The 17,227-nt window shown below is 65.7% G+C and carries 18 protein-coding genes; 16 read left to right on the top strand and 2 right to left on the bottom strand.

What is annotated here, in order from left to right:
* The 3 genes from gloA2 (at window position 1) to HBF25_RS04980 (ending at window position 3,386) form a co-directional block, all read left to right on the top strand.
* Window positions 1-387 (top strand): SMU1112c/YaeR family gloxylase I-like metalloprotein, encoded by a 387-nt coding sequence (gene gloA2 / locus HBF25_RS04990; protein ID WP_166946833.1) that lies wholly within the window; start codon window positions 1-3, stop codon window positions 385-387.
* Between the two features lie 54 nt (window positions 388-441).
* Window positions 442-1,701, top strand: a complete 1,260-nt coding sequence (ispG, locus tag HBF25_RS04985) for a flavodoxin-dependent (E)-4-hydroxy-3-methylbut-2-enyl-diphosphate synthase (protein ID WP_166946832.1) — start codon at window positions 442-444, stop codon at window positions 1,699-1,701.
* 854 nt (window positions 1,702-2,555) lie between these two features.
* The gene (locus HBF25_RS04980) at window positions 2,556-3,386 is read left to right on the top strand and encodes an aldo/keto reductase (protein WP_166946831.1); all 831 of its coding nucleotides are present in this window, start codon (window positions 2,556-2,558) and stop codon (window positions 3,384-3,386) included.
* A 6-nt stretch (window positions 3,387-3,392) separates the two neighbouring features.
* Here the strand turns inward: HBF25_RS04980 and HBF25_RS04975 are convergent, their stop codons facing one another.
* Window positions 3,393-3,758, bottom strand: a complete 366-nt coding sequence (locus HBF25_RS04975; RefSeq protein ID WP_208392411.1) for a peptidase C13 — start codon at window positions 3,756-3,758, stop codon at window positions 3,393-3,395.
* A gap of 104 nt (window positions 3,759-3,862) precedes the next feature.
* On the opposite strand from HBF25_RS04975, the gene HBF25_RS04970 reads away from it, so the two are divergent.
* A complete protein-coding gene (locus tag HBF25_RS04970) occupies window positions 3,863-4,303 on the top strand; it encodes a hypothetical protein (RefSeq protein WP_166946830.1) in 441 nt (146 codons plus the stop codon).
* 76 nt (window positions 4,304-4,379) lie between these two features.
* Complete coding sequence (locus HBF25_RS04965) at window positions 4,380-4,694, top strand: hypothetical protein (protein ID WP_166946829.1); 315 nt, start codon at window positions 4,380-4,382, stop codon at window positions 4,692-4,694.
* Between the two features lie 108 nt (window positions 4,695-4,802).
* On the opposite strand, the gene HBF25_RS04960 is transcribed toward HBF25_RS04965, so the two are convergent.
* Window positions 4,803-5,501: a YdcF family protein gene (locus HBF25_RS04960; protein ID WP_166946828.1), complete on the bottom strand. Its 699-nt coding sequence runs from the start codon at window positions 5,499-5,501 to the stop codon at window positions 4,803-4,805.
* 160 nt (window positions 5,502-5,661) lie between these two features.
* Between HBF25_RS04960 and HBF25_RS04955 the strand changes: the two genes are divergently transcribed.
* The 11 genes from HBF25_RS04955 to HBF25_RS04905 all read left to right on the top strand — a co-directional run bounded on the left by HBF25_RS04955 (window position 5,662) and on the right by HBF25_RS04905 (window position 17,223).
* Entirely contained in the window at window positions 5,662-6,285 is a 624-nt protein-coding gene (locus HBF25_RS04955) for an XrtA/PEP-CTERM system exopolysaccharide export protein (RefSeq protein WP_166946827.1), read from the top strand.
* Between the two features lie 33 nt (window positions 6,286-6,318).
* Window positions 6,319-7,851 carry an XrtA system polysaccharide chain length determinant gene (locus HBF25_RS04950; protein ID WP_166946826.1) on the top strand — a complete coding sequence of 511 codons (1,533 nt, stop codon included), beginning with the start codon at window positions 6,319-6,321 and terminating at the stop codon, window positions 7,849-7,851.
* 3 nt (window positions 7,852-7,854) lie between these two features.
* Entirely contained in the window at window positions 7,855-8,604 is a 750-nt protein-coding gene (locus HBF25_RS04945; protein WP_243853046.1) for a CpsD/CapB family tyrosine-protein kinase, read from the top strand.
* Between the two features lie 38 nt (window positions 8,605-8,642).
* Window positions 8,643-10,001 carry an outer membrane beta-barrel protein gene (locus tag HBF25_RS04940; protein WP_166946825.1) on the top strand — a complete coding sequence of 453 codons (1,359 nt, stop codon included), beginning with the start codon at window positions 8,643-8,645 and terminating at the stop codon, window positions 9,999-10,001.
* 2 nt (window positions 10,002-10,003) lie between these two features.
* Window positions 10,004-10,756 (top strand): serine aminopeptidase domain-containing protein, encoded by a 753-nt coding sequence (locus HBF25_RS04935; RefSeq protein WP_166946824.1) that lies wholly within the window; start codon window positions 10,004-10,006, stop codon window positions 10,754-10,756.
* Window positions 10,753-11,583, top strand: a complete 831-nt coding sequence (locus tag HBF25_RS04930; RefSeq protein ID WP_166946823.1) for an alpha/beta fold hydrolase — start codon at window positions 10,753-10,755, stop codon at window positions 11,581-11,583. Before HBF25_RS04935 ends, HBF25_RS04930 begins: the two co-directional genes overlap by 4 nt.
* Window positions 11,580-12,587, top strand: a complete 1,008-nt coding sequence (gene galE, locus HBF25_RS04925; protein ID WP_166946822.1) for a UDP-glucose 4-epimerase GalE — start codon at window positions 11,580-11,582, stop codon at window positions 12,585-12,587. The genes HBF25_RS04930 and galE overlap by 4 nt, the downstream gene beginning before the upstream one ends.
* Window positions 12,584-14,218, top strand: a complete 1,635-nt coding sequence (locus HBF25_RS04920; protein WP_166946821.1) for a hypothetical protein — start codon at window positions 12,584-12,586, stop codon at window positions 14,216-14,218. Before galE ends, HBF25_RS04920 begins: the two co-directional genes overlap by 4 nt.
* Complete coding sequence (locus HBF25_RS04915; protein ID WP_166946820.1) at window positions 14,215-15,765, top strand: oligosaccharide flippase family protein; 1,551 nt, start codon at window positions 14,215-14,217, stop codon at window positions 15,763-15,765. Before HBF25_RS04920 ends, HBF25_RS04915 begins: the two co-directional genes overlap by 4 nt.
* On the top strand, window positions 15,762-16,892 hold the full coding sequence (locus tag HBF25_RS04910; protein ID WP_166946819.1) for a GNAT family N-acetyltransferase: 1,131 nt from the start codon (window positions 15,762-15,764) through the stop codon (window positions 16,890-16,892). The genes HBF25_RS04915 and HBF25_RS04910 overlap by 4 nt, the downstream gene beginning before the upstream one ends.
* A gap of 127 nt (window positions 16,893-17,019) precedes the next feature.
* The gene (locus tag HBF25_RS04905) at window positions 17,020-17,223 is read left to right on the top strand and encodes a hypothetical protein (RefSeq protein ID WP_166946818.1); all 204 of its coding nucleotides are present in this window, start codon (window positions 17,020-17,022) and stop codon (window positions 17,221-17,223) included.
* The last annotated feature ends 4 nt before the right edge of the window (window positions 17,224-17,227 follow it).

The following is a 17,227-nucleotide window of genomic DNA, read 5'->3' as shown; positions in this document are numbered from 1 at the left end:
ATGCTCCGCGCCATCCATCATGTCGCCATCATCTGCTCCGACTACACGCGGTCGAAGGCGTTCTATACCGAAACCCTGGGCCTGAAGGTCGTCCACGAGGTGTATCGCGAGGCCCGCGACTCCTGGAAACTCGACCTGGAGGTGAGTCCGGGCGTGCAGGTTGAGCTGTTCTCGTTTCCGTCGCCCCCGGCGCGGGTGTCCCGACCGGAGGCCCAGGGCCTGCGCCACTTGGCCTTCGCCGTAGACGATATCGACGCCGCCGTGGCCACGCTGGCCGTCCATGGGGTGGTTTGTGAACCGATCCGGGTGGATGAGTACACCGGGCAGCGGTTCACCTTCTTCGCCGACCCGGACGACCTGCCGCTGGAACTGTACGAAAGGGCGTGATCCGCGCCCTGCTGAGTCGCCGGCCGGTCATTCCGATGCGCTAAAATGCCGGACATGACCGAAGACCTTTCCAGCCGCCCGCGTCCCGCGGAAGCCGGCGCCCGCCGCCCCAGCACCGGTGTCGAAATCGACCGCGTGAAGGTCGGTGGCGGCGCGCCCGTCGTCGTCCAGTCGATGACCAATACGGATACCGAAGACCCGGTATCCACCGCGAAGCAGGTGGCCGAGCTGGCCCGTGCCGGTTCGGAGCTGGTGCGCATCACCGTGAACACGCCGGCCGCCGCCGCCGCGGTGCCGCGTATTCGCGAGCGACTGGACATGATGGGCGTCTCGGTGCCCCTCATCGGCGACTTCCACTACAACGGCCACCAGCTGCTCGAAGGCGAGCCGGCCTGCGCCGAGGCGCTGGCGAAGTACCGCATCAATCCCGGCAACGTGGGCTTCGGCAAGAAGAAGGATGCCCAGTTCGCCTCGATCATCGAGATGGCGATCCGCTACGGCAAGCCCGTGCGCATCGGCGCCAACTGGGGTTCGCTCGACCAGTCGATGGTTGCGGCGCTGATGGACGAGAACTCGCAGCGTGCGAATCCGTGGGATGCCGGTCACGTGGCCCGTGAGGCCCTGATCCGTTCCGCGCTGGATTCCGCGGCGCGCGCCGAGGATCTCGGCCTGCCGCGCGACCGCATCATCCTGTCGTGCAAGGTATCGGGCGTGCAGGAGCTCATCGCGGTGTATCGCGATCTCGCCCGGCGTGGCGACTACGCGTTGCACCTGGGCCTTACCGAGGCCGGCATGGGTTCCAAGGGCATCACGGCGTCCAGCGCCGCGCTGGCCGTGCTGCTGCAGGAGGGCATCGGCGACACCATCCGCATTTCGCTCACGCCGGAACCGGGCCAGTCGCGCACGGGAGAGGTCATCGTCGCGCAGGAGCTGTTGCAGACGATGGGCCTGCGCGCGTTCACGCCGCTGGTCACGGCCTGCCCGGGTTGCGGCCGTACCACCAGCGAGTTCTTCCAGGAGCTGGCGAAGACGGTGCAGGGCCATGTACGCGAGCGCATGCCGGAATGGCGCGTGAAATACGACGGCGTGGAGAACCTCACCCTGGCTGTCATGGGCTGCGTGGTGAATGGTCCGGGCGAATCCAAGCACGCGAACATCGGCATCTCGCTGCCGGGCAACGGCGAAGCCCCTTCGGCACCGGTGTTCATCGACGGCGAAAAGTCCCTGACCCTGCGCGGCGACAACATCGCCGACGAATTCGTCGCCATCCTCGACAACTACGTAGAAACCCACTACGCCACCCGCCAAGACTAAAAACCCCTGTAGGAGCGCGCCTCGCGCGCGACCGTCTGAAACGCTGCGTCGCCAGCTGAAAGGGGCTTCCCTACCGAAGGTGTGGGAGCCAATCGCCTCGGCGATGTTGCGCTCCGTAGGAACCCAGCCCATGTGGTGCGTCGCTCCGTAGGAAGGGCTCGCCTATCAGCCTCGCATCGGCACCCATACGTGGCGTTGCAGAGGCGACAGAGGCCTCCTCTGCCCATCGTGATCGCGGCGTGTTGTAGGAGCGCGCCTGCGCGCGACCATTCATGGCGCGGCCCATCATCGCTCCCGTTCCACCGGTCGCGCGCAAGCACGCTCCTACAGGGATGCGGGGTCGTGGTGCGAATATGTTGTAGGAGCGCGCCTGCGCGCGACCGTTCATGGCGCGGCCCATCACCGTTCCCGTTCCACCGGTCGCGCGCAAGCACGCTCCTACAGGGATGCGGGGTCGTGGTGCGAATACGTTGTAGGAGCGCGCCTGCGCGCGACCGTTCATGGCGCGGCCCATCATCGCTCCCGTTTCGCCGGTCGCGCGCAAGCACGCTCCTACAGGGATGCGGGGTCGTGGTGCGAATGCGTTGTAGGAGCGCGCCTGCGCGCGACCATTCATGGCGCGGCCCATCATCGCTCCCGTTTCGCCGGTCGCGCGCAAGCACGCTCCTACAGGGATGCGGGGTCGTGGTGCGAATAGGTTGTAGGAGCGCGCCTGCGCGCGACCGTTCATGGCGCGGCCCATCATCGCTCCCGTTCCACCGGTCGCGCGCAAGCACGCTCCTACATAACCGTCACGGTCTGCATGCGGGGGGTGCTTCATGATGATGGATGGCATACAACGAAGGAGACCTGGCATGACGCATGCCGTACCGCTTCTCGACCTCAATGACGGCCACAAGGCGCCGCAGCTTGGGTTCGGTGTCTTCCAGATTCCGAATGACGAAACGGCCAGGGCCGTCGATACGGCGCTGAAATCAGGCTATCGCTCGCTCGACACCGCGGCCATCTACAAAAATGAAGAAGGCGTGCGCCAGGGCATCGAGCGCGCTGGCGTGGCACGCAGCGATATCTTCCTCACCACCAAATTGTGGAACAGCGAACAGGGTTTCGACTCGACCCTGCGCGCGTTCGATGTCAGCGTGAAAAAGCTCGGCGTCGATTATCTCGACATGTATCTCATCCACTGGCCCGTGCCGAAGCATGATCGTTACGTGGATACCTGGAAAGCCTTCATCCGCCTGCGCGAGGAAGGGCGTATCCGTTCCATCGGCGTGTCCAACTTCCAGCCCGGTCATCTCGAACGCATCATCCGCGAAACCGGCGTCACGCCCGTGGTGAACCAGATCGAGGTGCATCCGGATTTTGCGCAGAACGATGTCGTCGCAGCCAACCGCAAGCACAAGGTGATCACCGAAGCCTGGAGCCCGCTGGGGCAGGGCGGTGATCTGCTGAAGAACGACACGCTGGTGGCACTGGCGAAGAAGCACGACAAGTCGCCTGCCCAGGTGGTGCTGCGCTGGCATGTGCAGCTGGGTCACATGGTGATCCCGAAGTCGGCCACGCCGGAGCGCATCCGCTCCAATATCGATGTGTTCGGTTTCCAGCTGTCCGACGAGGACATGGCCGCCATCGCGAAGCTCGATGCGGGCAAGCGCATGGGCCCGCATCCCGACGAACTCAGCTGACCGGGCTTACTTGTCCATCGTGACGTCGATCTCGATGGGATAGGGTGCCGGTGCCTTCGGGGGCACCGGCAGGGTCCAGGTGGCGAACTGGCCGGCGAAGCAGCCGGCTACCGGTGTCTGTGGGCTCACGGCCACCTCGCTGCTGCGGCCATCCGCGCCCACGGTGGCCACGAGCGTGAAGGGGCGCTTGTCTGCCGGTGCATTGCTCAGGATGCAGCTGCGCAGGGCGTCGGTGGCCGGATTACCTATGTGGTCCCACAGGGCGCCCTGCCAGGCTTTGCCTTCGGGCCTGGTCTCCAGGGCTTTCGCGGTGTGCACGCGCTGGTCGAATCCATGGTCGGCGGCGAGGGCCAGGGCTAGCGCGAACAGCATGCGGATGTCTCCAGGTCGGGTACGCCGGGCAGGCGGGGGCTTCACATGGTGGCTTTTACGGTCTGAACGTCAAGCGTCGCCATCGCGGCGCATGGAGAACGCCGATGCGCATCCTTGCTTCCCTGATGATGACGGGGCTGATCGCCGGTGCTGCCATGGCCCAGCAGGCGCCGCCGGCCGGCGGTGTGCAGCCTGTTCCGCCGGGTAGCCCTGCACCGCAGGTGCAGCCGGGTCATCCTGGTGTACCGGGTCAACCCGCCCAGCAGGCACATCCCTTGAGCCCTTCACGTCCGGGCCTGCCGGTGAGGCCCCCCAGCCCGGCGCAGCCCGCGAATCCGGACCAGCCCAATCCTGCGGCCGCCCCGGTGCACCCGGTGTCCAGTGCAGGTGCCACGGAGCGTGGCATGGCGCCAGTGCAGCCCGCCACGGGCGTGACGCAGCGTGTGGACGACGCGGCCAGTCATAGCGTGGATGCTCAGGGCCGCCCGCTGGACACCCAGGGCAAGCCCGTGGGACAGGCGCCCGCGCCCACATCGAGCCGCTGACCCTCTTCATGGGGTCGCATGTGTCTGCGGGCCTGGGCTAACATTCGCTGAATGCCTTATTCAGCGGGGATTTGGGATGAAACGAGCGATCGCCCTGGCCCTTGTCGCCTTGGCCCTCACGGGGTGCCAGGGTATGACGAGCAAGATGTCGAAACTGGACGTCGGCACCGACCGTGACGAGGTCATCGATCGCCTGGGCAAGCCCGATTCCGATCGTTCCATGATCGGCTACGAGGTGTTGAGCTGGCTGGACCGGCGGCCGTCGCGTTTTTCCTTCGGCCGGCAGGATTACACCGTGGTGTTGAAGGATGCCAAGGTGACCCAGTTCGGGCCGGGGCTGATCCGGCGGGATGGGAAGACGACCTTGCAGATTGAGAAGGAAGACAAGTAGCGGCAGGTTGGTGCGTTGTCCCCTACGGATGCTTATGTAGGAGCGCGCCTCGCGCGCGACCGGTAAAGACAAAACGCCCCAACCGCCGTCACCCTCCCGACACACCCCTCACCCCATCCACCCCCGCCGCCGATAAACCCACACGGCCACATACTCCCGCAGGCTGCGCGCCGTCAGCGTCAACGCATCCCGCCTCGGCAACCACGCCGGCGCATGCTCCAGCAGCCCATGCCCCTCGTCTGCCGCAACCGGCCTCACCGCCAGCCCGGCCTGCCGGAAACACCCCGCGGCCCGGCGCAGATGAATATCCGAACTCACCAGTGCGATCGCATCGACCCCGTTGGCCTTCAGGATCGCCGCCGACGCCATCGCATTCTCGTGTGTATTCTCGCTGCCACTTTCCGACCTGAGCGCCACGGCCGGCACGCCCGCCCGGATGAACCGCCGCATGAGATCATCGGCCTGGTCCCTGCCGGAAGCGAGCAGGAGTGGCGCCTCCCCTTCGGTCCATAACCGCAACGCCGTACCAGCCCGGCTATCCGCCGGCATCGTCATCACCGGCAGTTTCCCCCCGCCCAGCACCACGATGGCCTGCACCCGCGCAGGCTCTACCGGTGACGCCACCAGCAATCCGTCGCGCAGGCACAGGGCAAACGCAGGCGTCGAAGCCACCCAGATCCACCCCAGCGCCACGACCGCGCAGGCTGCGCCCGCACGGGGTCGTCGCCAGCCGATGAAGACCAGCGCCAGCACGCCAAGCAGCAGCGACTGGATGGCGGGATGCAGAAGTCGGCTCGCGTAGTCCAAGACGAAAGTGGTACTGCCGGTAGTCCATGTGCGGTCAGGGTCTCGCATCTGCCTTTGTTTCGCCTTCGGTCGAACGGCATAGGCGGGCTGTCGAATGGACGCCATGGTCTATCGGAAAGACGATACCGGTCGAGCGAAGTCACAGGGGTAGGTGGTTGTCATGAAGCGTTGGGATCGCGTCGCCGTACTCATCGCAGCCGTCATGCTTGGCGCCTGTGCCACGGGAGGCAGCAGCCTTCCACCTCCGAAACAGGACGCCAGCGCCACGATGGTGGACGCCTACCAGATCGGCGTCGACGATCAGTTGCAGGTCACCGTCTGGCATAACCCGGACCTCAGCGTAAGCGTGCCCGTGCGGCCGGATGGCAAGGTCACCGTGCCGCTGGTGGGTGATGTCGCCGCCGGCGGACGCAGTACCGACCAGGTAGCGGCGGAGATCCAGCAGAAGCTCGCGCAATACATCCGCGATCCGCAGGTGGCGGTGATCCTCACCGAGCTGCGCAGTCACGAATACCTGTCTCGCGTGCGCGTGACCGGTGCCGTGCGCAGCCCCATTTCCGTGCCATATCGCCAGGGCATGACGGTGCTTGATGCCGTGCTGGCCGCTGGCGGCACCACCGAATTCGCCGCACCCGACCGCACCGAGCTGTACCGGCACGGCACGGGCGGAACGACGCAGTCTTATTCCGTGCGCCTGGAGAAGATCCTCCAGCAGGGCGACCTGGCCAGCAATTACCCGGTGCAACCGGGCGATGTGATCACGGTGCCACAGCGCGCTTTCTGATGAAGCCCGGCAGACGGGTGCAAGGGGTCTTCGATGAGTGGTGAACTGGTTCCGTTCGCGGGCATGCTGCCCGCCCTGGCTGGCGAAGCGCGCCGCTGGCGGATGACGATGGGCGTGACCTTCGCCGTGATCGCCTTGCTGGCGCTGGCGATCGGCCTCTTGTGGCCGAAGAAGTACGAAGCCTCGGTGACCATCCTGGCCCAGGAAACCAGCATCATCACCCCATTGATGGAAGGTGCCGCTACCGCCACGGCGAACAAGAACCGTGCCGGCATCGCGCGTGACGTGATCTTCAGCCGCAAGGTGCTGGAGCAGGTGATGGCCACGGGCGGCTGGGATGCCTCGAAGCTGTCGCCGCTGGAGCACGACAAGATCATCGAAGGCATCAAGTCGCGCACGAAGATCGTCAACAACAGCGACAACCTCATCACCATCAGCTATTTCGATTCCGAGCCGCGCCGTGCCTACGACGTCACGCGCGCTTTCGGTCAGCTCTTCATCAGCGAAAGCCTGGCATCGAAGCAGCGTGAGAGCCGCGAGGCCTATGAATTCATCAACAGCCAGGTCGAGGCCTATCGCGGCAAGCTCACCGATGCCGAAGACAAGCTGAAGTCCTATCGCGACGCGAATCCCGATGCACGCCCCGGCAGCGAGATCGACACCAATTCGCGGATCAGCCAGCTGCGCACGCAGATCGAAACCAATCGCATGGATTACATGCAGAAGCAGTCGCAGGCGGCGGCACTGTCGGGCCAGCTGAGCGGCGAGTCCGAAGTGAATGCCGTGCAGACCGTAGGCGGCATCTACCAGACGGAACTGGCCGACCTGCAAGGCCAGCTCGACAAGCTGCTGCTCAACTACACCGAGGATTACCCCGATGTGGTGCGCATCCGTCACCAGATGGATGACGTGCGCCGGCAGATGCAGGCCGCCGATGCCCAGCGGGTAGCCGGTTCGCCCATGGCGGTGGATCGTGCCACCACGCTCAACCCCGTCTACCAGCAGATGCGCGTGCAGCTGGCCACCGTGCGTGGCGATGCCGCTGCGAGTGCCGCTCGCGTGTCGGCCAGCGAATCGATGCTGCAATCCGAACTGGAACGCAGCAAGCGCATCGCCAATTCCGAGAACGTCACGGCTGAGCTGACCCGCGACTACACCGTGAACCGCGACGTCTACCAGGATCTGCTGAAGCGCCGTGAAAACGCACGCGTGTCGATGAACCTCGATGCCGAACAGCGTGGCCTGACCTTCCTCGTGCAGAACCCGGCGATCCTGCCACTGGTGCCTTCGGGCCTGCGTTTCCTGCATTTCGGCATCGCCGGGCTGGTGCTTTCCCTGGCGATTCCCTTCGGCCTGCTGTTCGCGGTGGTGCGCTTCGACCCCCGCGTTCGCTCGGCAGCGCAGGTGGAAAAGGCCATCGGCTATCCCGTGCTGGCCAGCGTGCCGTTCTATCCCACGCCCGGCGACCGTCGCCGGGACCATGTCCGCAACCTGACCCTGGTGCTGATCGTGCTGGGTGTCGCCGCGGTTTACCTGGTGCTGTTCCTTATCCGGATGAAGGGCTGAACCATGACCAAGACCGCCATCGATCCCGCCGAATTCACCGTGGCGACCGACGAGATACCGCCCGGGCACTCCATCGCCCGCATGCGCGAGGAAAGCCACGCGCTGGCGCCCATCGACTGCGAGCGCAAGCGGCTCATCCATCGCGAGGATTCCGTCCGGCAGCAGTCCGATGCATTCCGTGGCATCCGCACGCGCCTGCTGGAACTGGGCGGCGAGGGCAACTTCGTGACCCTGGTGGTGGCCGTGAGTCCCCGTTCGGGAGCAAGCTTCGTGGCGCGCAACCTCGCCACGGCCTTCGCCTTCGACGAAGCCAAGACCAGCCTGCTGGTGGACTGCAACCTGCGCTATCCCAACCAGCACAAGGCCTTCGGCGTGGAGCCCTCCACCGGCGGCCTCATCGACTTCCTCGAACACCCGTCGCGGGGCATCGCCTCGATCATGTACCACACGGGCGTGCCACGCCTTCGCCTGATTCCCTCCGGCACGTCGCGGGAGAACGGTGGCGAGTATTTCTCGTCGTTCCGCATGCGCGCGGTGCTCGATTCGCTGCGCTGCCGTTATTCCGATCGCTACATCTTCCTCGACGGTCCGCCGGTCAAAGGCTCGCCCGATGCGCGCATCCTGGCGGATCTCGCCGACGTGGTGGTGCTGGTGGCGGGTTACGGCCGCGATACGCCGGCAGCCATCAACCAGGCCATCGCCAACTTCGATCCCGCCAAATTTGCCGGCGTGGTTTTCAACCAGACGCCGTGAAGGCGGTCCGTGCCTTGGCAGGGGCCCGGGGAGGAAACATGGCATCGACAAGGCTAGCCCGCGCCATCGTGCTCGCGCTGGCGACCGCACCCGCCCTGGCAACGGCGGGCACGCTCGATTACACGCTGTATGCCGGCCTGGAACACAGCAACAACATCGCTTTGTCGTCCAGCCAGCCCATCAGCGAGAACGTGTTCACGCCAGGTGGCACCTTCCAGTTCATCCAGCAGGGTTCGACCTTCCAGGCCAATATCACCGGCACCTTCGAGTACCGCAAATACCTCGACAACCATTTCGATTCGCAAGCGCAGACCCAGCTGGCGGGGCAGGCCAACTGGACCATGCTGCCGGATCGCCTGGATTTCTCGGTCGAAGACTATGCCGGCGTGCAGCCGGTGGACCAGCTCGCCAGCAATTCGCCCAATAACCAGCAGCAGACCAACGTGCTGGTGGCCGGCCCCACGCTGCGCATGCGCTTCGGCGATGCGGCGCGGGGGCAGATCGAGCTGCGCTACATCAACAGTTACGCGTCGAAGGTGGACGAGTTCGATTCCAAACGCGGATTGCTGGCTTTCCGCCTGTTCCGCGACCTGAGCCCTACCGACCAGGTCTCCGGCAACGTCGAACTGCAACGCATCCACTTCGACAACCAGCCATCCAGCGCCGACTACGATCGAAAGGAAGCGTATCTGCGCTACACGAGCACGCTGGCGCGCTTCGATGCGGACGTGGTGCTGGGCGGTACGCAGCTGTCGTTCGATGGCGGCCGGGATACCTCGGCGCCGCTGTTCCGCGCACGCCTGGGCTGGCAGCCGACACCGCGCAACAACTTCACACTGAGCGGCACCTACCAGTACGCCGATGCGGCGCAGGACATGATCACCACGCCGGGCGTGTACACCAGCGCCGGTGCGGCCGACCGCGTGGAGTCCATCGACCCCTTTGCCAATACGTCGGGGCTGGGGCGTGGCGTGACGTCGGGCATCGGCGTAGGCAGCGCCGTGATCGGTTCGCAGGTGTACAAGGAACGCCGCGTCGAAGGCACCTGGAACTGGCGCTCCGAGCGCATCAACCTCACGGTGTCGCCATCGTTCAGCCGCCTGCGCTACATCGGCGACCAGACCTTCGACCAGACCGCGCGCGACCTGAGCGTGGGCCTGGGCTACCGCATTGATCCGACGCTGACACTTACCGGCTTTGCCACGGCCGAGAAACTGCAATACGACACCATCGCCCGTCGCGACAACACCGTGCGCGTCGGCCTGGACCTGGGCCAGCAGTGGAATCGTCACTGGAGCTGGCATGTATCGGCCGCACGCGAGCGGCGTACCAGCGATGCCGTGGGGCAGAGCTACCGCGAGACGGAATTCTTCGTCGGCGTGGTTTACAGGAGGTAGAGATGACCCCGACCGAGACCCCGTTCTTCTTTGGTCCGCGCGCCGGACTGTTCGGCATGTATCACGCGCCGGAAGGTCGTGCGCGCGGGGGCCTGCTCATGTGCCCGCCGCTGGGCCAGGACCTGATCCGTTGCCATCGCCTCTATCGCCAGCTCGCCCAGTCAGTGGCTGCACGCGGCATCGCCGTGCTGCGCTTCGATTATCACGGCACGGGCGACTCAGCCGGTGACAGCGCCGACGTGGACTGGAACCGCTGTATCGCCGACGCCATGACGGCCGCCACCGAGCTGCGCTCGCATTCGGGTGCCGACCGGGTGGTGGCCTTCGGGGCGCGACTGGGCGCGAGCATTGCGCTGGCCGCCGATGCGGCACGTTTCGCCGAAGTGATCGCGTGGGACCCCATCCTGGACGGACAGGCGCACATGGCGGCCATGGATGCCTTGCAGGCCGCCTTGCGCGAAGACGCAGGGCGCTTCACGAAGCCGCGCGCGCATGCCGACGTGGCGGCGCAGTGGCTTGGGTTCGCCGTGAGCGAACCGCTTCGCCAGCAGCTGGCGGCTTTGCGACCGGAAGCCTTCGCCACGCCGTCGCTCACCATCGATTCCACGGCCGTCGTGCCGCGCACCGACGGAAGCACGCGCGTCGTACCGCTCGGCCAGCCCACGCCCTGGAACGACCTGAGGCGCCTGGAGTCGGCCATCCTGTCGCATCCGCTGATCCATGCCGTGGGCAGCCACCTGGAGCGTGCGGCATGAGCCGGGAAGAAGCCCATCGTTTCGGTCGTGCCAGCCACCTGGTGGGTGTGGTGGGGCTGCCTGACACGCGCCGCGCGGCGATCGGCGTCATCGTGCTCAACGCGGGTCTCGTGCATCGCGTGGGGCCGTTTCGCCTGCATGTGGAGCTGACCCGACGCATCAATGCCACCGGCTACGCCACCCTGCGTTTCGACCTGTCCACGCTGGGCGACAGTGCGGCGGCACCCGGCAGCCTCACGCGCACCCAGCAGGTGGAGGCCGATCTCGACGATGCCATGCGCCTGCTGGCCGAGCGCACGGGCTGCGAGCGGTTCGTGCTTATGGGCCTGTGTTCCGGTGCACAGAATGCGCATACGGTGGCGGCCAGCGATCCGCGCGTGACCGGCGCCGTTTTCCTCGATGGGTACGCCTACCGCACCTTCGGCTACAAGCTGCGGCATTACTTGCCGCGCGTGCTGGACCCCTCCCGCTGGATGCGTCGCCTGCGTCGGCGTGCCCGCACCACGGGCGGGGAATCGGCGGAGCCGGTGTTCGCCGTGGCACCCGCGCCACGCGATGAAGTCATCGCCGACTTCACCGCCATGGTGGAGCGGGGCATGAAGCTGTACCTCGTCTATTCCGGTGGCATCAGCACGCATTTCAATCATGCCAGGCAGTTTCGCGAATGCTTTGGCAGGATCATGGACCACCCCTCGGTGACGACGCGCTACGCCGCCGACACCGATCACACCTATATCCTCACCGTGGACCGCGAGCGCCTGCTCGACGGCATCCGCGACTGGCTCGTAGGCAACTTCCCGGGCCCGGATGTCAGGAGGCCTGCATGAGTACGGTACTGGTCACGGGAGGCGCCGGTTACATCGGCAGCCATACGGTGCAACAGCTGGTGGAGCGGGGCGACCGCGTGGTGGTGGTGGATAACCTCTCCACGGGCTTCCACGACGCGGTGCATCGCAAGGCCATCTTCGTCTGGGGCGACGTGGGCGACCGCAAGCTGATGGCGCGGGTGATGAAGCAATGGCGCATCGATGCCGTGCTGCACTTCGCAGCGCACACCGTGGTGCCCGAGTCGGTGAGCGACCCGTTGCGCTACTACGGCAACAACACGATGAACACGCGTAGCCTGCTGGAAAGCTGCGCACGGTTCGGGGTGGACAAGTTCATTTTCTCGTCTACCGCTGCCGTCTATGGCAACACCGCCGATGGCGTCGCGGACGAAAACACGGCCACGTCGCCGGCCAATCCCTACGGCCGCTCCAAGCTCATGTCGGAGACCATGCTGCGCGACTGGAGCGCCACGGGTGCCATGCGCCATGTGATCCTGCGCTACTTCAACGTGGCCGGCTGCGACCCTGAGGGGCGCATCGGGCATTCCACGCCGCATGCCACGTTGCTTATCAAAGTGGCCTGCGAGCATGCCATCGGCAAGCGCCATTGCCTCTCCATCTATGGCACTGACTACGACACGCCCGACGGTACCGGCGTGCGCGACTTCATCCATGTGGAAGACCTCGCCGCCGCTCATTTGCGTGCACTGGACCATCTGCGCGACGGGGGCGAATCCCTGGTGCTCAACTGCGGCTACGGGCATGGCTACAGCGTGCGTGAAGTCGCCAACACGGTAGCGCGTGTCTGCGGGCATGCGCTCAACGTCGTGGAGTTGCCACGCCGTCCGGGTGACATCGGCATGCTTATCGCGCGCAGCGACCTGCTGCGGCAAACGCTGGGCTGGACGCCGCGGTACGACGATCTCGACGTGATCGTGCGCACCGCGCTGGACTGGGAATACCATCTGGCGGGCATGTCCGCGCCGCTGGTATCCGTCGCATGAAGGTCCCGCGCCGCCCCGGGCGTCAGGTCGTTGCCGTGCGTGCGGCACCTCCGGTATTGCGTCATGTGTTGTTTCTGCTTGCCTGCCTGCTGGGCCTGGCGACCTGGGTGTTTCCCGCCCACTCGCGCGACACGCTGCCCCAGGAGCAGCGCATCGACGTCACGCGCATCGCCGGCACGGGCGACTGCCTGCCTGTATCGGTGGGTATTCCGCTGCCGCCCGGTCGCCTGCGCGATGCCACCTTGCTGCGCATCGTGAACGAGAAGGGCGTGGAAGTGCCTGCCGACATCAAGCCGATGCTTACCTGGCATTTCCGCGATGGCAGCCTGCGTGCGATACGCGCCCAGTTTCATGGGCCGCCCGGTCGCTACTACTTTCTGCTGGACGCTCGCCGCGAGGCGAATGCCCCCGGCTGGCCGTATGCACAAGGTCTCGTCGATGGCCGCCTCGCGGCATTGGCAACGCTTTCCCCCGAATGGCTGACCGCTTCCGGGATTGCCGGCCCCCAGCGCGTCGCCAGCCGGGGCGAAGCCTATGCCGGCTACGTGGATGGGCAATTCCGCTGGGCGCGCGACCTGCCGGTCAAGGAAACCACCGCCTGGCTGTTCGACCGGCCGTCCACCCTGTTCAAGGCCTATGTCCGCACCGGGCGGGCCGACTACCTCGCCGCCGCCGAGGAAAGCTATCGCTGGTACATGAAGGGCATCACCCGCGAGGGGCGCTGCCCGGGCGGCTGGATCACGGACGGCAAGCCCTGCGACGTGAAATACAGCTATATCGAACCCATCCTGCTGGCCGTGGCGCTTACCGGCGACGACAGCATGCACGACGCGGCGCTGGTGAAGATGATGGCAACGCTATGGGACAGCGGCGGCTGGAACGGTGCGCCGGGGCCCTACCGTCATCCCGACGACTACTTCACCGAGCGCCTGGCTGGACTGGGCCTTCTGGAAACCGTTGCCGCCTACGAACTCACCGGCGATACGCACTGGCGCGACCGCGTGCAGGCGCGGGTGGGCTGGCTGCACGACCATCAGGCCAGCAACCCCGACGGCCTTGGCGACGATGGCGCATGGCGCAACAGCTGGAACGTGCACGAGAACGATCCACACGGCGCCAACGACATGCGCGGCGCCTCGCCGTGGATGAGCGAGAACATCATCGACGGCCTGTGGCATGCGTGGTGGGTAACGAAAGACCCGCGCGTCCCCGACATGATCCTGGCCTTCGGTCATTACCTCGAACGCTATGGCTGGATATCACCTTCGTTGCTCGTGTCGCCGCACGACTGGCGCAACGGTTGCTCGGGTCCGGATGGGCAGATTGCCTGGTACTGGTCATCGTCGAAGGCGAAGACCGACGCGTTGATGAAGATCCAGGAGTCCGAGGGCTGGTATAGCGACGGGCACACGGTGGAACTGGGCCTGCCGGTGGCCGCGGCCTATTACTTCGCGAAAGACGGCGCGGAAGCGGCCGTTTTCAAGCGCCGCTTCGACGCCATCGCGTCGTCGTACAGCGCCTCCTGTGCCTCCATTTCGGACACGGCGCGTCGCTTCAACTGGAACAACCGTGGTGCTGGCGTGGCGCAATGGATGATCCACCAGGCACCCGGCGCGGGGAGGGCGCAGTGAACCGCCGTCTCGCCGTGCTGCGTAGCGTGGGCATCGTCACGGTGTCCACCTATGTCGAGTACGCACTCGGTCTGCTGATGAGCGTGTGGATCGCCCGTGCGCTGGGTCCGCAGGACTTCGGTCATTACGCCTTCACCATCTGGCTGTGCGGCTGGCTGATCGTCTGCTCCAACCACGCATTGACCACCTCGTCCACGAAGTTCATCGCCGAAGCCGATGGCATGGGCGACCCGGCGCTGGCCTCGCATCTTGCCGCGCGTTTCTCGCGCATCCAGGGCTGGAGCTCGCTGGCGGTGATGCTGCTTTTCGTGGGCGGCGTGGCCGTCATCCGACCGTCGGAATGGGGTGGCGATGGTTTTGCCGTGGCGTCGCTGGTGGTGATCGCCGTGGTCGCCAAGGCCAACTATGCGGTGCTGGTCGCCATCGGCAAGGGACAGGAGCGTTTCGAACCGGAAGCGGTGGCGACGGTGGCCGGCGGCGTGCTGGGCATGCTCTTCGTACTGGCGGCGATGTGGCTCCGGGCCGGGTTGATCGCCTTCGTCGGCCTTTTCGCCGTGGCCTGCCTCGTGCTGAACGTGATCAACCGCATCATGTTCCGGCGGCAGTGCAGTCCCTTCGAGAGCGGCCCGATTCCGGCCGCCGTCAACCAGCGCGTGAACCGCCACCTGAAGCTTACCGCCGCGCTCGTGCTGATGGGCTCGTTCCGGCTCGGCACCATCGAGGTCTTCCTGCTCAACACCTTCAGCGGCTCGGTGGCGGTGGGCTACTTCGCCATCGCCGGCACGCTCACGCGCGGTGCCGTGCAGCTGTTCTCCGTGGGCCTGACCTCCACCTTGCTGCCCTATATGGCACGCACCTACGGGGAGAACGGTACGGCGCGCGCCGCGCGCTTTCTCGCCGAGGCAACACGCTTCTACTGGGCCATGGGCCTCGCCATCGCGGGGCTGGGCGTGGTTACCACGCCCGAGATCGTGCGCATCATGTACGGCGAGCGCTATGTCGCCGCCATTCCCGCCATCGAGGCCACGCTGGTGCTGGGTGGCCTGCTGCTCATCGGTAATGGTATTGCCGCGTTTCAGACGGTGGTGGACCGGCAGGATGACCGTATTCGCATTGCGGCGGTGGCGCTTACCGCCAATGCCGTGCTTGGCGTGGCGCTGATTCCGTCGCTGGGGCTGGCGGGTGCCGTCACCACGTACGCCACCACGCGCATTGTCGAAATGGCGCTCGCCATCCATTACCTGCGCAAGGCAACCGATGGCGGTCTGCCTTTGATGGCTATGGCACGCCTGTTCGTCGTAGGGCTGACGGCCACGGCGGCCGCCTGGATCGCCACGGAAGCCGTGCCCTCGCGCTGGGGCTTCCTCATCGGCGCCATGGTTTTCCTGATGGTGTATCTGCCCGGCAGCGCACTCGTGCGCTACTGGACGCGCGACGACCTGCAACTGATGGAAGGCCTGGGGCGCCGTCTCGGCACGCCGGGGCGTGTGCTGCTGCGGGTGCTGGCCGTGGTCAAGCCGGCAACGGTGGAGGCGGTGAGTCGATGAACCTCGTCTGCGACATCCTGCTCACGCGCGAGGCGCTGCTGGCGGCACGCGATGAGATGGCAATGCTGGCAGAAGGGCAGGGACATGCGTCGTCGATCGTGCAGCATCCCGACTGGGTACTCTACGAGGTAGAGAGTCGTGACGATGGCACCGTGCCGCATGTGGTCGTTGCACGCAATGACGCGGGTGCCATCGTGGGCTACGCCCCGTTGCTTCAGGCACGTCACGTGGCGAGGCTGGATCTCGCCGGGCGTCGGCTCGATCTCTACAAGGGCGTGGCCTTGCGCCTGCTGGGCTCGGGCGTAGTGACATCTCCCGCACTCCGCGCGTCCGTCAGCGATGCCATTGCCGGCCAGCTGGCGTCGGAGCGTGCGTTGCGCGTGCTTCGCATACAGGAGGCCATGCTTCCCGATCCGCTGGCGAAGGCACTGGCTAGCCACAAGGGCTTTCGACTGGTTGCTGCCCACCTGCGCGAGCAGGTGCACTGGATCATCGATCCACAACCGTCCTCCGAAGCGTGGCTGGCGACGCTGGAAAAGAAGAAGCGTACGGATCTGCTGCAGAGGGTGGGGCGCGCCTACCGCAAGCTGGGTGGCGATGCCGCCTTGCATCGTTACACCACGCCGGAACAGATGCCGGAGTACTGCCGTCTGCTTGACGAAGCCTACAAGCGTACGTGGCACCATTGCGACCTGCCCATTGACTGGCAGGCACCGGCGCGTGTTGCGTTGTTTCAGCGTCTTGCCAGAGCGGGGCAGGTGGTGGGGCATATCGTGCTGCGTGAAGGAAAGCCATTGGCCTACGTGCATGGCTACCGCCTGGGCGGTACATATCTAGTAGAAGACCTCGGTTATGACGAGGATGTCGCCCGGGTGGGCATTGGGTCTGTTGCCGTATTTCAAGCGATACGCGGCATCCTGGATGAGCATCCGGGCGAGCGGATCAGCTTTGGCTATGGCGACAATCAGTACAAGCGCGTGCTCGCCACCCGTAGTGAACCGTGTGGCTCTCTGTATGCCGTACGCGCGGGCGCATCCACCGTAGGTTTTCACATGTATGGCCCGGTGCGCTGGTTCTACGGCAACCTGCGCCGCCTTCGCGAGCGCCACGCGCCATCCGCCCTGTAGGAGCGCGCCTTGCGCGCGACCGGTTTTCGCGACATTCGCCAAATCATTGCGCAGAAATCGCGGGCGCTGCATCGGCGCATAGGGTTTGTGTATGCACCGCGGCATGCTGCTTGTGTAGGAGCGCGCCTTGCGCGCGACCGGTCATGCAAATAAGTTGACGAGTGCCGCGACAACCGATCGTGCGAATGATTCGATCGGTGTCGCGATAACCGGTCGCGCGCAAGGCGCGCTCCTACAAAAGCCGGTGTCGGTGCGCGGCATGCCGGTGTCGATGCGCGACAAGCCGGGGTCGGCGCGCGACCGGAGTGATGTCATCAGCGGTCGCGCGTGAGCCG

Source organism: Luteibacter anthropi, assembly GCF_011759365.1.
In the GTDB taxonomy this organism is placed as follows: Bacteria; Pseudomonadota; Gammaproteobacteria; order Xanthomonadales; family Rhodanobacteraceae; genus Luteibacter; species Luteibacter anthropi.
Note: the sequence above shows the minus strand (reverse complement) of the source record. Positions and strands in the feature narration are given on the sequence as shown.

What these genes read in the sequence shown, in the direction of transcription:
- HBF25_RS04910 (WP_166946819.1), top strand. Translation starts at nt 15,762, where the DNA reads ATGAACCTCGTCTGCGACATCCTGCTCACGCGCGAGGCGCTGCTGGCG.
- HBF25_RS04980 (WP_166946831.1), top strand. Translation starts at nt 2,556, where the DNA reads ATGACGCATGCCGTACCGCTTCTCGACCTCAATGACGGCCACAAGGCG.
- HBF25_RS04935 (WP_166946824.1), top strand. Translation starts at nt 10,004, where the DNA reads ATGACCCCGACCGAGACCCCGTTCTTCTTTGGTCCGCGCGCCGGACTG.
- HBF25_RS04975 (WP_208392411.1), bottom strand. Translation starts at nt 3,758, where the DNA reads ATGCTGTTCGCGCTAGCCCTGGCCCTCGCCGCCGACCATGGATTCGAC.
- galE (WP_166946822.1), top strand. Translation starts at nt 11,580, where the DNA reads ATGAGTACGGTACTGGTCACGGGAGGCGCCGGTTACATCGGCAGCCAT.
- HBF25_RS04945 (WP_243853046.1), top strand. Translation starts at nt 7,855, where the DNA reads ATGACCAAGACCGCCATCGATCCCGCCGAATTCACCGTGGCGACCGAC.
- HBF25_RS04955 (WP_166946827.1), top strand. Translation starts at nt 5,662, where the DNA reads ATGAAGCGTTGGGATCGCGTCGCCGTACTCATCGCAGCCGTCATGCTT.
- HBF25_RS04940 (WP_166946825.1), top strand. Translation starts at nt 8,643, where the DNA reads ATGGCATCGACAAGGCTAGCCCGCGCCATCGTGCTCGCGCTGGCGACC.
- HBF25_RS04950 (WP_166946826.1), top strand. Translation starts at nt 6,319, where the DNA reads ATGAGTGGTGAACTGGTTCCGTTCGCGGGCATGCTGCCCGCCCTGGCT.
- HBF25_RS04970 (WP_166946830.1), top strand. Translation starts at nt 3,863, where the DNA reads ATGCGCATCCTTGCTTCCCTGATGATGACGGGGCTGATCGCCGGTGCT.
- gloA2 (WP_166946833.1), top strand. Translation starts at nt 1, where the DNA reads ATGCTCCGCGCCATCCATCATGTCGCCATCATCTGCTCCGACTACACG.
- ispG (WP_166946832.1), top strand. Translation starts at nt 442, where the DNA reads ATGACCGAAGACCTTTCCAGCCGCCCGCGTCCCGCGGAAGCCGGCGCC.
- HBF25_RS04930 (WP_166946823.1), top strand. Translation starts at nt 10,753, where the DNA reads ATGAGCCGGGAAGAAGCCCATCGTTTCGGTCGTGCCAGCCACCTGGTG.
- HBF25_RS04920 (WP_166946821.1), top strand. Translation starts at nt 12,584, where the DNA reads ATGAAGGTCCCGCGCCGCCCCGGGCGTCAGGTCGTTGCCGTGCGTGCG.
- HBF25_RS04965 (WP_166946829.1), top strand. Translation starts at nt 4,380, where the DNA reads ATGAAACGAGCGATCGCCCTGGCCCTTGTCGCCTTGGCCCTCACGGGG.